General features: G+C 62.7%; 11 protein-coding genes. 5 read left to right on the plus strand and 6 right to left on the minus strand.

What is annotated here, in order from left to right; translation table 11 throughout:
* Positions 1-341: 341 nt before the first annotated feature.
* Positions 342-1658: a replication initiation protein gene (locus OHZ10_RS36925; protein ID WP_021163671.1), complete on the plus strand. Its 1317-nt coding sequence runs from the start codon at positions 342-344 to the stop codon at positions 1656-1658.
* A 94-nt stretch (positions 1659-1752) separates the two neighbouring features.
* On the opposite strand, the gene OHZ10_RS36930 is transcribed toward OHZ10_RS36925, so the two are convergent.
* The 4 genes from OHZ10_RS36930 to OHZ10_RS36945 all read right to left on the minus strand — a co-directional run bounded on the left by OHZ10_RS36930 (position 1753) and on the right by OHZ10_RS36945 (position 7552).
* Positions 1753-2784 carry a ParB/RepB/Spo0J family partition protein gene (locus tag OHZ10_RS36930; RefSeq protein ID WP_174994658.1) on the minus strand — a complete coding sequence of 344 codons (1032 nt, stop codon included), beginning with the start codon at positions 2782-2784 and terminating at the stop codon, positions 1753-1755.
* Positions 2777-3472 (minus strand): ParA family protein, encoded by a 696-nt coding sequence (locus tag OHZ10_RS36935; protein WP_059241085.1) that lies wholly within the window; start codon positions 3470-3472, stop codon positions 2777-2779. Before OHZ10_RS36935 ends, OHZ10_RS36930 begins: the two co-directional genes overlap by 8 nt.
* Positions 3473-5282: 1810 nt before the next feature.
* Positions 5283-6299 (minus strand): AraC family transcriptional regulator, encoded by a 1017-nt coding sequence (locus tag OHZ10_RS36940; RefSeq protein WP_340625774.1) that lies wholly within the window; start codon positions 6297-6299, stop codon positions 5283-5285.
* 128 nt (positions 6300-6427) lie between these two features.
* Positions 6428-7552: an MBL fold metallo-hydrolase gene (locus OHZ10_RS36945; RefSeq protein ID WP_342706162.1), complete on the minus strand. Its 1125-nt coding sequence runs from the start codon at positions 7550-7552 to the stop codon at positions 6428-6430.
* 83 nt (positions 7553-7635) lie between these two features.
* Here OHZ10_RS36945 and OHZ10_RS36950 point away from each other — a divergent pair, with 83 nt between their 5' ends.
* Both OHZ10_RS36950 and OHZ10_RS36955 read left to right on the plus strand, forming a co-directional pair.
* Entirely contained in the window at positions 7636-8292 is a 657-nt protein-coding gene (locus OHZ10_RS36950; RefSeq protein ID WP_342706163.1) for a TetR/AcrR family transcriptional regulator, read from the plus strand.
* Between the two features lie 174 nt (positions 8293-8466).
* Positions 8467-8958 (plus strand): flavodoxin family protein, encoded by a 492-nt coding sequence (locus tag OHZ10_RS36955; RefSeq protein WP_342706164.1) that lies wholly within the window; start codon positions 8467-8469, stop codon positions 8956-8958.
* A gap of 97 nt (positions 8959-9055) precedes the next feature.
* On the opposite strand, the gene OHZ10_RS36960 is transcribed toward OHZ10_RS36955, so the two are convergent.
* Positions 9056-9640, minus strand: a complete 585-nt coding sequence (locus OHZ10_RS36960; RefSeq protein ID WP_342706165.1) for a DUF2889 domain-containing protein — start codon at positions 9638-9640, stop codon at positions 9056-9058.
* A 651-nt stretch (positions 9641-10291) separates the two neighbouring features.
* Between OHZ10_RS36960 and OHZ10_RS36965 the strand changes: the two genes are divergently transcribed.
* Entirely contained in the window at positions 10292-11107 is an 816-nt protein-coding gene (locus tag OHZ10_RS36965; RefSeq protein ID WP_425394803.1) for a ProQ/FinO family protein, read from the plus strand.
* A gap of 476 nt (positions 11108-11583) precedes the next feature.
* Entirely contained in the window at positions 11584-12645 is a 1062-nt protein-coding gene (locus OHZ10_RS36970) for a DMT family transporter (protein WP_340625778.1), read from the plus strand.
* A 140-nt stretch (positions 12646-12785) separates the two neighbouring features.
* Here OHZ10_RS36970 and OHZ10_RS36975 read toward each other — a convergent pair whose 3' ends face one another.
* Positions 12786-13376 carry a nitrogen fixation protein NifQ gene (locus OHZ10_RS36975; RefSeq protein ID WP_340625779.1) on the minus strand — a complete coding sequence of 197 codons (591 nt, stop codon included), beginning with the start codon at positions 13374-13376 and terminating at the stop codon, positions 12786-12788.
* Positions 13377-13386: the final 10 nt, after the last annotated feature.

Raw genomic sequence — 13386 nt, forward strand, 5'->3', positions numbered from 1 at the left:
CAAGTTATGGGAGCGAAATGGGGCTGTGCTGCAAGGCACCATAAATCCTGCCGACGATCGCAATTTCACTCGTTTGCTTCCCATGGATGGTTACCTTCGCGGGGCAATTCCCGTGCCGGGTTTCCAAGGCCCGGCTTGAAAGGTAGCGGCTTGTGGGAGGTATTTTTGGCAAAAGGTAGACGGATATGGGGTTCCGCACCGGTCGATCAATTGTCAATTTCCTTTTTACATCTGATAGTTAGCGTCGATAGTGCAAGTAATGCTGGAGCAGGGGCGTTGCTCCGTAGCGCGAAAAGGTATAAAGTCCGCTATCAATAAGGCAACCTTACCCGGACACCACGATGCCGCGCAAGCCAGCAAGCAAAGGCTCAGACAAGCAGGTTTCGCTGTTTCAGACACCCGAGCCTCCCGACTTGCTGCGCAAGGCGGTCCAGGCGATTCATATCGCGCCCAAGTCGGGAAAGATCGGCCTGCAGCAGCGCAAGATGTTCAGTTCGCTGATCAAGAATGCGCTTCGGCAGGAGGCGTTCGAGCCGGGCCGGACGAGCTTCTCGATCTCGATTGCGTCGCTGTCGCACGAGAGCGGGTTGAACAGCAACAACACGAAGTACGTGAAGGACACGGTCAACTCGCTGATCAGTACCGTCGTCAACTGGGACTACCTGGCCGCGGACCGCTCGACGGTCTGGAAGGCGTCAGGCCTGCTCGCCGGCGCGGAGCTCGAGCAATCGGTGCTGAAGTACAGCTTCTCCGACCAGATTCGCAGCGAACTGCTCAATCCCGAAATCTACGCGCTGATCGATATGCGGATCGCCCGCGAGTTCCGGCGGTCGCACTCGCTCGCGCTGTGGGAAAACACGGTGCGCTACGAAGGGATCGGCATCACCGCGAAGATTCCGCTGCCGAAATTCCGTGACCTCATCCTCGGCCAGGACAAGGCGTCGCAGTCGTACAAGGAATACAAGCTGTTCAAGAGCAAGGTCCTGGTGCCGTGTATCCAGGAGGTGAACGAAGTATCGGACCACACGCTCGAGTTGATCGAACACAAATCCGGCCGCAGCGTGGAAGCCGTTCAGTTCAAGGTGACGCGCAAGCAGAGCGCCGATACGGTCGAAGACGGCGACGTCAAGAATGAAGCGCTGGTCGAGGAAGTCGCCAAGTTCGGCATTCCGCGTTCGGAAGCGCGCCGGCTGATCACGCAATACGGCGTGCAGCGGATCAAGGCGGCGATCGCCTACACGCTCAATCGGACTACGAAGAAGAATGCGGCGCCGGTCGACAATGTAGCCGCGTATTTCCGCAAGGCGCTGACGCACGGCTACACGCTGGCCGACGGACAGGGTACCGAAGCGGCCGCACCGGCGAAGGAATCCGCGCAAAGCAAGCAGGAGCAGATTCGCGACAAGTATCTGGCGGCGAAGGTCGAGGAAGCCGGCGCGTATTTCCGCGAGTTGGAGATCGACGACCAGACCAAGCTGATCGAGCGTTACAACGAGACGGTCGCGGGTTCGAAGGACCTGACGCTGTCGCCGAAGAAGAAGGCAAGCAAGCTTGCGCAGACCAGCTTCTTCCGATGGCTCGCGCTCGATACCTGGGGCGAACCGACCTCGGACGACCTGCTGGAATTCCTGCTCAAGAGCAGTCTCGCAGGCAACTGAACAAGGCCTCGCAGCCGGGGGCGTCGTTTGCCGGACTTGATGGTGGTCCGGCTTCGCGGCGCAACACGGAGGCGAGGCCTTTTGTTTGCGGTGCTTACTTGGGCGTGGCCGCCGCGAGATCCGCGACGTACGCATCGATGACGGTCTTGAGCTTGTCGGCGAGCGCTTCCTGGTGGGAGGCGTCGACGCCCTTGAGCTGCAGATCCAGACGTCCGTCCGGATAAGTCTTCAACTGACCGATCGCCCGCGATTCGAGCGCAAAGTCGTGACGAACGCTGTAGCGCGTGCGTCCCGCCTTCTTGTTGCCGTCGCTCTGCGCACGCAGGAAATTCTCAAGGTCGCGGACCGATTTTTTCCGGTCGATCACGGCCGTCAACAGCCGGTCGGCCGTCGGCTCGCCCAGGCGCTCGAAGATCAGCTTCAGGAAGTACGCTGCCTGCAGGCCAACCACGTCGTTCGCGCTGGCCATCCGCTCCAGCAGCGTGTTCGGCAGCGCGTTGAGCGACAGCGTCTTGCTGATCGATGCCTTGTCCTTGCCGATTTTTTCCGCCAGCGTGTTCTGGTCGGAAAAGACCTTCTCGTCGAGGAGGCGCTTCCACGCTACCGCATCGTCGAAGATCGTCTGGCGTTCGTGGTCGTGGTTCGCCCGATACGCGATCGTGTAGAGCTGCTCGGGGGTGTGGTCCGTACGGAACGTGGCGTTGATCGTCTCGTCGCCGTTGATGCTCGTTGCGCGCAGCCGGCGTTGCCCGTCGATCACGACGAGCTTGCCGGGAAACTCCGGGAGCCGCGTGACCTTGATCGGCTCGATCTGCCCTTCCCGTTTCAACGTCAGTGCGAGCTCGTGCAGGCTCGACTCCGAGTAGAACACGCGCGGGTTGAACGGGTTCGGGATGCAGTCCTTGACCAGAACCTTCTGCGGCGCGCCAAGATCGGCCGCACCGGCGGGCGCGGCTGCAGCAGTCGTGCCGGCGGGCGCCGCTTCGACGGCGGCAGCCGGTGCGACCGCCGGCTCGGGCAGCCGCGTTTCGAGTGCTGCATTTTCCTGCGCAAGTCCGCGCAACAGGCCGGCCGCGAGATGCAGGTTGCCCGTCGGCTTCTTGTCTTTCGATGTGTCCTTAGCCATGGGCGGCTCCGGTAGCGCGCGTCGACGCGATGTATTGGGCCATTTCCGTGACCAGCTTCTCGATTTCTGCACGGGCTTCCTTCAAGCCCTTCAGGTATCGATTGTGGTGGTGGATCGTGGTGCCGAGCGCGAACGTCTGACGGTAGACCTCGCGTTGCGCGATCTGGCTGTCGAGCAGATGCTCCCCTATTTCTTCAGCTCTTAGAATTTTTAAAATTTCTTCACGCATTTTAGTTTTTCCATTAACACTATTCAGCATCAATGCGGAAGAAAGATTTGGGTTTCGAACGGTGCGCATCGACTCGATCATGCGGATCATCGCGACGGTGCTGTACAGGTCGGCCGGCGAAGGCGACAGCGGCACCAGGCAGAAGTCCGCCACTTCGAGGACGGATGCGATACGCGGATCTTCGAGGTTGCCGGGACAGTCCACGACGATCACGTCGAAGTTCGCGTCCTGCTTCTTGATCTCGCCGCCGATGCCGCGGCCGGCGGGCGCCAGCGAAAGGACCGTCATCGGCAGCGTATTTTCACCGCTCGTGACCCAACGAACGGACGTGCCTTGAGGGTCGGCATCGATCAGCGCGACCTTGTTGCCGCCGGCTTCGAACGCAGCAGCGATGTTGACGGAGATGGTTGTCTTTCCAGTCCCACCTTTTTGATTACTGACGGCGATCTTGAAAGCCATTAAATTCCTCCACGGAGTTTTGCGTAATATATGCAGTTATTGGCGAAATGTCCAGAAAGGTCTTCGACATGATGGAAGTTTTGATGATCGGCGTGGTTGTCACGTGACAAGTAAGCCGAATGGCTAACGCGCTAGTCGAAATTAACGGTCTAGAAAAATAAAATTCCATCTGTGTCTCTGGGAAAAATAGACCGTCAGCTAAAGAAAAGTCGACTGACTTAAACGTCAATGACGAATCTGCCTCATTGAGGCTGATGAACTCATCATGTCTTTGTCTCCCTGATCCTTGCCTTAACCCGATTCGCTGATGTTGTAGGCGTCCTCGAAGCGAGCGGTTGTTACGTGACAATCGCTAGAAAGCGATTCCGGCTTGTGATTTCCGTTGAGGGAAAAGTTTTTAATCGGGGCGAGAGCTGAGTTGCGGGCGCATTACTTCGACGGCGGATATATGGTCGACGACCAAACGCGTACCGAGAAGAGTTGTCACGTGACAAACGGCTCGGAACACGGCTCGACGGTAACAACGCTATGGGTCTCAAGATCTGTCGCGGTTGAGCAATCCTGAGTGCGCTTCGGTTGATATGTTCGGATGCAAGTTGGCGTAGACGATTTGCTGTTCAACGCCGTTTGTTGTGCGAGTCGTTCAGTCAGTTGTCACGTGACAACAGGAGTGTGGGATCTCTGAAGGTCAAGCCATGAGGCGATATGAAACATCCGCTCTGCCAATGTAGAAGTGCGCCTGGACGGAGATGACGCGGGATGGTTGTTCTGTTTGTCTGGGCCTCTGCCGCTGCGCGCTCACGCTTTTGTGCCGGGACGCGGCTGCAAGTCGCTTGGCGCCATCCAGAAAGGACAAGCCACGATCTGACATGATGTGACCCCATTTAAAGAGATGTCAAGAACCTGCATTGCCAATCGTGGCGGCCCGTAGGGGAGGGGGCGATTGAGCGTATCGGGACGGGTAGATGGACAACCCGGCAACCGCCAGCGCTGCCAAGGCGTACATGAGCCACGATGGAGGCAAATTCACGCGTCGAGTGTCGTGTGACAACTCAAACGGGTCAGGTCGTGAAACATTTGCGAGAAATGGCGCATTCTCGGAAATCCTTGTCCGGCAATGGCTTGCGCCATATTCTTCAAGTTGTTTCACGCAAAATGGGCAAGATCGCTCGCGGAATTGGGGGCGCATGATTTTTCGTGTGTCGCCAGCTGCAATTGAGTCACGAATAGTGAGATTTGTCGTGTTTGATACGTAATTCGTGGTTTTCGAAACGATTTGAGGCCGGTGGTAAGACGGAGGTGCCGATCAGTTTGCTAATCAGTACATCGTCGGTTCTGATCTAGCCTCATATCCGGCACCTAAAGTATCGATATTCAGCGCCAGTTGTCACGTGACAACGCACGTGCGAGTCGCCTGATTCGTTGAACTGCGGAGTGTCGAGGGAACCTGACCGTCTGGGGGATCTGCGCCAGGGAAGCAGCAGGGCAACTGGATCGGTGTGATCTTTGGAGAGGTGTGACGCCGCTGGCTACTCCGAGAGCATCGGGATCAGGCGATCTATCTGTAGCAGCTCGAGGCACACAAGCTCGAGTGCTCGCCTCGAACTCGACGCGCATCCGGCGCCATTCAACATTCAACCGGGATAGCCCCGGCAGACGCGGCCCCATCCCTCCCGGGCCGGCAACAAGTATGCATCTGATGGCGTCAATTAGACCGGATCGGACCGATCACGCATGTGACAAGGCCAACTTCGCCTCGCTGCGGATCCCGGCAAAGCCGGCATTTCACCCCTCCACTGCCGTTCCGCGATCAATAGCTGGCTGCGATCGACAGAACGACGTCCGTTCCCCCTCGCAGGCTATCGATATCCCTCCGAGGTGAATTGCCGAACAACCGACTGTATTCGCGGTTGAACTGGGTCGGGCTTGCATACCCGACCCGGAACGACGCCGACGCGGCATCGAGCCGTTCGGACAGCATCAGTCGACGCGCCTCGTTGAGCCGTATCCATTTCTGATACTGCAGCGGACTCATGCCGGTGAGCTGGCGGAAGTGGTGATGGAAGGTCGAACTGCTCATCTGAACCTGCGCCGCGAGATCATCGACCCGCAAGGACTCGTCATAGTGAGCACGCAACCACTGGATCGCGCGTGACACGCGGTTGCACTGGCTGCCGGTGGATGCGATCTGACGCAGGCGGGCGCCCTGGTCGCTTGTCAGCAGGCGATAGTAGATTTCGCGCTCGACATACGGTGCGAGAACGGCAATGGCATTCGGGTCGTCGAGCAATGCCAGCAACCGGTTCAGCGCGTCGTACAGCGGTTCGGTCATGTCGCCGACGACGAGGCCGCGGCCGACCGGTGCATCGTCGTGATCCGGCGCGACCTGCATCATCAGTTCGGCCATGACACGAAAATCGAGCTTGAGGCCGAGCCCGAGGAACGGTTTTTCGCGGCTGGCTTCGATGACCTGCGTCGAACCCGGCAGATCGAGTGACGTGATCAGAAAGCGGTTGGTGTCGTAGATATAGGCATCGCCGCTCTGGATGACGCGCTTCGTGCCCTGTACGACGAGGCCGAAGCTCGGCTCGACCATGCAGTCCATCGGTTGCGTCGGTGCTTCCCGTCGATGAAAGCTCAGATTGGGAATGGCCGTGACGAGGTGGTCGACACCCTCCGTCCATTTTGCGACGCGCTCGGCGAGTGTCTGCCGCAGCTCGCCTTCGCGACTGACGCGGGGCGGCCGGTAGCCTGCCTGGTTGATTGCAGCGATGGCGACGTCGTCGTCTCGTTGCCCGGGGGTGTATCGGACGTGTGCCGGATGCATGACTTTTCTACTCGGGTAATCGGGTCGACGGGCTGGCCGTCGACGTGTTGGGGCTCAGGCAACGAAAACGCCTTCCGGAACCGCGGCATCGCCACACTTCCGGAAGGCGCGTGCAGCGGTTGGCGAATCTACTTCGTTGCCTGCGACGCGCAAAGCTGCCAGCGGCGCGATTTCGCTGCCGGGGTTGCCGCGCGCTCGTCGACCGTGCGCCACCACCGCTCGCCGCGATGCGGTTCGTCGAGATCGACGCGTTCGCCTATCCTGGGTGTCGACAATTCGACGCCGCGCACGATCGCCAGCGCCGTGACGCGCTCGAACGGCTCCTGCCAGCGATGCATCGCGAGATCGAACGTGCCGTTGTGAATCGGGATCAGCCAGCGTCCGCGCAAATCGATGTGTGCCTGTACGGTTTCTTCCGGCTGCATGTGCACATACGGCCATTGCGCATCATAGGCGCCTGATTCGATCAGCGTGATGTCGAACGGCCCCAGGCGCTCGCCGATCTCCCGGAATCCGTCGAAGTAACCCGTGTCGCCGCTGAAGAATATGCGCCGGTCGTCGTCGACGATCACCCACGACGCCCACAGCGTGCTGTTACCGTCGAACAGGCTGCGCCCGGAGAAGTGCTGGGCGGGCGTCGCGGTCAGCGTCAGGCCGGCGACGTCAATGCTCTGCCACCAGTCGAGCTGGCGAATTTTGCTTGCGTCGATACCCCATTCGATCAGTCGATCGCCGACGCCGAGCGTGGTCACGAATACGTCGGTGGTGGCGGCAAGCGCGAGCACCGTGTCGCGGTCGAGGTGATCGTAGTGATCGTGCGACAGGATCACGCCGCGCAGCGGCGGAAGATCCTCCAGCGCGATCGGCGGCGCATGGAAGCGCTTGGGGCCGACTCGCCGAAACGGCGATGCACGCTCGGCAAACACGGGATCCGTCAGCCAGAATCCGCCGCGCAGCTTGAGCAGCAGCGTCGAATGGCCGAGCCGGTACAGGCTGCGGTCGGGGGCCGCGTCGAGTTCCGCGCGAGTCAGCGAATCGACGGGCAGCGCCCCGGTGGGCACGGTATTGCGCGGCTTGTTAACCAGCATGTTCCAGGCGATCCCCAGCGTCTTGCCGAATCCTTCGGCGGGACGCGGTGCGACATTGGCGAAGCGCTCGCCATTGTGCTGTGGCGAACTGCCGGACAGCGTGCGGCCGCGCCGGGCGGCCGCAAAACCCAGAATGCGGTGAATCAAAACGAGAGGCGATGCCATGTCGGTTCATCCGGAGAATAAAGTACACTAAACAGTGTAGTTTATTTTTTGGATAAGTAAACTGCCCGGTGTAATATTTCCATATGGATACCAGCACTCCCCCTCAGCGTCTGACCGATCGAAAGCGCGCGGCCATCGTCGACGCGGCGATCGAGGAATTTCTCGCAGCGGGCTACGATGCGACCAGCATGGATCGTATCGCGGCGCGCGCGGACGTGTCGAAGCGCACGGTCTATAACCACTTTCCGGGCAAGGAGACGCTGTTCGCCGCGATCCTGAACAAGCTGTGGGATGCGACCCGGACCGGCAGTTCGCCGAGCTTTCGCGCCGACGTGTCGCTGCGCGAACAGCTGCTCGGGCTGCTGGACCGGAAATTGCGATTGCTGAACGACGAGGCATTTCTAGCGCTCGCGCGCGTCGCGATCGGCGCAGCCATTCATTCCCCGGAACGGGCGCGCGACATGGTCGAGCGTCTCGGCGAGCGCGAGGAAGACGTCACGGTCTGGGTACGTACGGCCGCGGCGGCCGGCCGTCTGTCGGTCACCGATCCGGTGTTCGCCGCGCATCAGTTGCATGGCGTCGTGAAGGCATTCGCGTTCTGGCCGCAAATCACGATGGGCCAACCGCCGCTCACCGCGCAGGAGCAGCAGAAAATTGCGGAATCGGCTGCGGACATGTTCCTCGCGTACTACGCGCGACCGGGCGACGACCGCGACGCATCGCATTGCACGCAGGATTAACCGCGTACCCGGACACATCCGGACGCATGCGCCAATCGACGTCGCTGCGATGCGCGCGCAGCATCGACAGACGGGCAACCGAGCGCCAAATGACCCTCACACGTGACGACCGGCCATCGGGTGGAAACCGGCGATGCCGCCGGCGCACCTGAAGCCGAACGCGAGCGACTACCGATGAAAACGTTGTTGATCGTCTATCACACGATGACCGGCGGCACGCAACAGATGGCCGAAGCGGCTGCCGGCGCGGCTCGCGAGCAGCCTGGCGTCGACGTCAGGCTGCAGCGTGCGGACGCGACGAGCGCAGACGACGTGCTGACCGCCGATGCCTACCTGTTTGCGACGCCGGAAAATCTCGCGGCAATGTCCGGGTTGATGAAGGACTTCTTCGATCGCTGCTACTACGCGGCGCTCGATCGCGTGAGCGGCCGCCCGTATGCGGCGATGATCTGTGCGGGAAGCGACGGGCAGAACGCGTTGCGCCAGATCGACCGGATCGCGACGGGATGGCGGCTGAAGAACGTGGCACCTGGCCTGATCGTCTGCACGCATGCGCAGACGCCCGAGCGGATCCTCGCGGCCAAGACGATCGACAGCGACGCGCTTGCGCGCTGCGCCGAACTGGGTGCCGGCCTGGCAGCGGGCCTCGCGCTGGGCGTTTTCTGACGGCCGGCGCGGCGGCCAGTCGAAGCGATGCAGGTGGATCTGCGGTTGTTCGCGCCGTACCGGTCTGCGAGCGCGGAACCGGCCGGACGCCGGAGCCCTAGCTGCCTTTCGCCGTTGCCGACGGTCGGTGGTATTCGGGCCAAAGGCGTTTCACGAGATCGCGCGACGCGCCGTATGCGTAGCAGCTGTCGATCTTGAGCGGTTTTCCTTCGCTGTCGCGGTAGTCGAGCGACGATCGCCGCATGCCGACCATCGTCTGATAGGCGGTGGTGGCGATCGGGCCGAGCAATTCCTTCAGGTGCGTGCACGTATCGCAGGACGGCAGGCGCTTGCGAACCTCGCTGTTCCAGCCGGCGCCGATGCTCAGCCCGACGAGCGCCTGCAGCGAATCGCCGCCGCCCGGGCACTGAGCATACGGATGCGAGCGGATGAACGTGGAGACGGTGCGGACGACCATGTCGGCGTCGAAGACCAGTGTCACGCCGAGATCGTGGATTGGCGACAGCGCCACGACCGTCCGCGTGCCACCCGGGGGGGTGAAATCGCTGGTCTTGCGGTCCGCGAGGCAGGCAGTCACTTCGAACAGGCCGTCGCTGCGGCGATAGCCGCGCATGTCGATCTGCCGATGGTGAATTTCCTCGCGCGTGATGCCGCCGTGCGGGGTGTTGTCGTGGGAATCCATGCATCCGCTCCGTTTCGTGTAACCGGTTCTTTTCGCTGGCAAACGTGAAATCGCGGGCTGACCGGGCGTGCAGTAAAACAGGCGAGATACGCTGCCGACGATGTCGATCCGGCCATACTACGCACTTTCCGGTATCTTCGTCCGCCACGCGATCGATGCGAACGCAACGAGTCGTGCAGCGGCGCCGGTGCAATTGAAGGGCGGGCAGGCTTGTCGCGCGACGTTGCGTCGATTCGGCGCGATGCGCGTGCTGCGACGGTGCCCGACGTCCGTCGCGCCGAAGATCCCCCGTCGGGCGTCGGGCGGACCGGCGCCGGGCCTGGCCCGATTTCCGGCGGCAGCAGCGAACGGCGTGACATCCGGAAGCGGATCCCTATAATGCGCAACACGACCGCACGGACGCATTTCCGGCATGCAGAATCCGGCCAATGCAGACCGGCGAGTCAACCGGCCGTCGCGCGTACCGGTATACTTCCACTCCTGCCTTGTCCGGCATCGTGGCCGGGTGCCTGAAAACAGAGTGGCGTACGCGATGCGGCCCCGTAGCGCGCCGCATCGGCGGCAGACGGGCCGCATGCATGGCGGCGAAGCTTTTTTGCCGCGCGGCATGGCCGCACGAACCACACCTTATATTCCTGGTGGATTGAATTTATGGGTTTTGAACAACTTGCCGAATTGCGGGCGCAGCTCGCAGCGAAGGCCAAACAGGAGCGCAACGCGAAGCGGCCGGCAGCACCGACGGATGTCGGCACGAAGCCGAAGTCCGGCGACCAGCCGCTTCGCGGCGCCAAGCCGGGTGCTGGCGCCAAAGCGGGCGCCGGTGCCAAGGCACCGCATCGCGCGAAGCCCGCTTCGGCGAAGCCGTCGGCGCCGGTCGATCCGGTTATCGTCGCGATCGGCAAACTGCAGCGGAAGTTTCCGCGCGCATTCCCGAAGAATCCGGCCCCGAAAGTGCCGCTCAAGGTCGGCATCTGGGACGATCTCGCACGCGAAGCGCAGGCTGTCGGCCTTAACGAAGCCGAACTGCGCGAAGCGATGTCGACGTGGTGCCGCGGTAACCGCTACTGGTCGTGCCTCGTCGAAGACGCGGTGCGTGTCGACCTGCAGGGCAACGAAGCAGGGCGCGTGACGCATGACGATGCAGCGCGCGCGCGCCGCCTGAAGGCTCGCCGTCCGGGCAAGGGCGCGGCACAGGCAGCCAAGGGTGCGCCGCAGCAGCCGAAGGCCGAGCAGCAGGCCGAGCAGCAGGCCGAGCAGCAGGCCGAGCAGCAGGCCGAGCAGCAGGCCGAGCAGCAGGCCGAGCAGCAGGCCGAGCAGCAGGCCGAGCAGCAGGCCGAGCAGCAGGCCGAGCAGCAGGCCGAGCAGCAGGCCGAGGCCGCGCCGCAACCGGCGGAAGCCGAAGCGAAAGCGAAGGTGCAAACCGACATCGCACCGCAGGTCGAACAGCAGACGGCCGGCAACGAGTAATCCGTACCGCGCTGCGGTCAACCGCGCGGCACGTACATGCAGCGCATGGCACGACAAACCGACCTGCCTCGACAGAGGCGGGTCGGGACCGCCTCCACCGGCGCCTGACTTGCCGGTACCCCCTTCCCACGTCAAACAGACCACGCGACCGGACAACGAACGTTCGTCGAACGTCGCTGCACGCACGATGTTTCGATTCTTCCGCGTCCGCATGAACGATTCGCATACCTGAATACAGCGTGGCTTCAGCAATATGTTTCGGTTTCCGAAATTATTGAGCGGAAATCATCGATTGCCGTGCGAGCGATCCCGCCCGACCATCGTGACATGATGGCGCGCGATAATCTCGACTGGGTCGTCCGGCCACCAGCAGGTCGGCATGACGCATGCAGCTTGCATTCCGAAAGGTAAGGGCGGCCGGCCCCGGCACACCCCGAAGCCCCGCCCAGTTCTTCAACGTCAATTCAAACCGGATCATGAATTCGAGACATTCCGCGATTCTCGTCGCGCTCGCCGCCGCCGCGCTGTTCGGTGCCGCGACTCCGCTCGCCAAGGCGCTGATCGGCGCGATGTCACCGTTCATGGTCGCAGGCCTCTTCTATCTCGGCAGCGGCGTCGGGCTCGGCATCGGGATCCTGCTTCGCGGATGGCGTAACCGTCGCGCACCGGCCGCGGATGCCGCGCCGCTGCAGCGCGCCGATCTGCCGTGGCTGGCCGGCGCGATCGCGGCGGGGGGCGTGGCCGGCCCTGCCTTGCTGATGCTCGGGCTGTCGAGCACGCCGGCGGCGACGAGTGCGTTGCTGCTCAATCTCGAAGGCGTGCTGACGGCGGTGATCGCATGGGTCGTGTTTCGCGAAAACGTGGATACGCAGATATTCCTCGGCATGGTTGCGATCGTCGCCGGCGGCACGCTGTTGTCGCGGACACCGGGCGGGGCCGGCGTGCCGGCCGGTGCGCTGCTGATCGTCGGTGCATGCCTGTGCTGGGCGATCGACAACAACCTGACCCGCAAGGTTGCCGCGAACGACGCGATGGTCATCGCTTGCCTGAAAGGGCTGATCGCGGGGCCCGTGAATATCGGCATCGCGCTGGCGACCGGTGCAACGCTGCCCGCGATACCGGTCACCGCAGCGGCGATGCTGACGGGGCTCGGCGGCTACGGGATCAGCCTCGTGCTGTTCGTCGTCGCGCTGCGTCATCTCGGCAGCGCACGCACCGGCGCGTATTTCTCGATCGCGCCGCTGTTCGGCGTCGTGTTGTCGCTGCTGATCTGGCCTGCAGTGCCGCCCGCGACGTTCTGGATCGCCGCCGCGCTGATGGCGCTCGGCATCTGGCTGCACGTGCGCGAACGGCACGAACACACGCATGCGCACGAGCAGCTAGAGCATACGCATCGGCATCGGCACGACGAACATCACCAGCACGCGCACGACTTCCCGTATGACGGCGACGAACCGCACACGCATCCGCACGTGCATCTGCCGATCACGCACAGCCATGCGCATTTCCCGGACATCCATCACCGGCATCGGCACTGACGGCGCCATGCGGAGCGGATGATGCGCATCGCAGGGTAGCCGTTTATGGGGTGTGCGGCCGGCCCCTGAATGCCGTTCAAGGTCAGGTGTCTGGCTGGCGATGCGATGAAACAGGCGTGCCGCACGGGCCGCCGCCGTGGCTATCGCGCTTGAGGAAAGCAGAAGCCGAAATCCTCGCAGCCCGGACATCCGGGTGCGGGCCCGGGTGGCACGCCGAGCGATGCCGCCACTTCCTGTGCGAGGAATTTCTTCCAGCGCAAGTGGGTGACGTTGCGCGCGGCGAGCGCAGGGAAAAAGCGGTCGAGCATCGCCGATACCGCATCGCGCCCGTCGAGCCCGAGATCGCGCCACAGATGGTCGGGGCGCAGGCACGCATGCGCGATGATCGAGGCGAGGCAGTCGGCATCGTCGCCGGCGACGGCGGGATTCGCGTCGTTCATCAGCCGCGCATGCAGCGTCGCGACGAATGCCGAGTGGCTGGCGGGCAACAGCGCCAGCGCGACCGTCGGCATGAATGCGGCGGAGTCGGTGGAGGGCAGGTGTGGAAATTGCCGGGCGAGCAGGCCGGCGAATCGGGCGGGAGACAGGCCCAGCAGCGAGAGTTCGTTGCGGCACGCGCGTGCCGCAACGAGTGCGCCGAACAGGCGTGCATCGGCGGTGCCGGCGCCAGCCGCTGCCGCCAGCAGCGACTGCAACGCCTGTTCATGCGCGCGACCGGACGGGGCCGTCATCGCGCGCATC

The sequence above is a fragment of the Burkholderia arboris genome (assembly GCF_038723655.1).
Taxonomy (GTDB): Bacteria; Pseudomonadota; Gammaproteobacteria; order Burkholderiales; family Burkholderiaceae; genus Burkholderia; species Burkholderia arboris.

Excerpts from the sequence above, each read along its gene's own strand:
- OHZ10_RS36925 (WP_021163671.1), top strand. The coding sequence starts at position 342 with ATGCCGCGCAAGCCAGCAAGCAAAGGCTCAGACAAGCAGGTTTCGCTG.
- OHZ10_RS36930 (WP_174994658.1), bottom strand. The coding sequence starts at position 2,784 with ATGGCTAAGGACACATCGAAAGACAAGAAGCCGACGGGCAACCTGCAT.
- OHZ10_RS36935 (WP_059241085.1), bottom strand. The coding sequence starts at position 3,472 with ATGGCTTTCAAGATCGCCGTCAGTAATCAAAAAGGTGGGACTGGAAAG.
- OHZ10_RS36940 (WP_340625774.1), bottom strand. The coding sequence starts at position 6,299 with ATGCATCCGGCACACGTCCGATACACCCCCGGGCAACGAGACGACGAC.
- OHZ10_RS36945 (WP_342706162.1), bottom strand. The coding sequence starts at position 7,552 with ATGGCATCGCCTCTCGTTTTGATTCACCGCATTCTGGGTTTTGCGGCC.
- OHZ10_RS36950 (WP_342706163.1), top strand. The coding sequence starts at position 7,636 with ATGGATACCAGCACTCCCCCTCAGCGTCTGACCGATCGAAAGCGCGCG.
- OHZ10_RS36955 (WP_342706164.1), top strand. The coding sequence starts at position 8,467 with ATGAAAACGTTGTTGATCGTCTATCACACGATGACCGGCGGCACGCAA.
- OHZ10_RS36960 (WP_342706165.1), bottom strand. The coding sequence starts at position 9,640 with ATGGATTCCCACGACAACACCCCGCACGGCGGCATCACGCGCGAGGAA.
- OHZ10_RS36965 (WP_425394803.1), top strand. The coding sequence starts at position 10,292 with ATGGGTTTTGAACAACTTGCCGAATTGCGGGCGCAGCTCGCAGCGAAG.
- OHZ10_RS36970 (WP_340625778.1), top strand. The coding sequence starts at position 11,584 with ATGAATTCGAGACATTCCGCGATTCTCGTCGCGCTCGCCGCCGCCGCG.
- OHZ10_RS36975 (WP_340625779.1), bottom strand. The coding sequence starts at position 13,376 with ATGACGGCCCCGTCCGGTCGCGCGCATGAACAGGCGTTGCAGTCGCTG.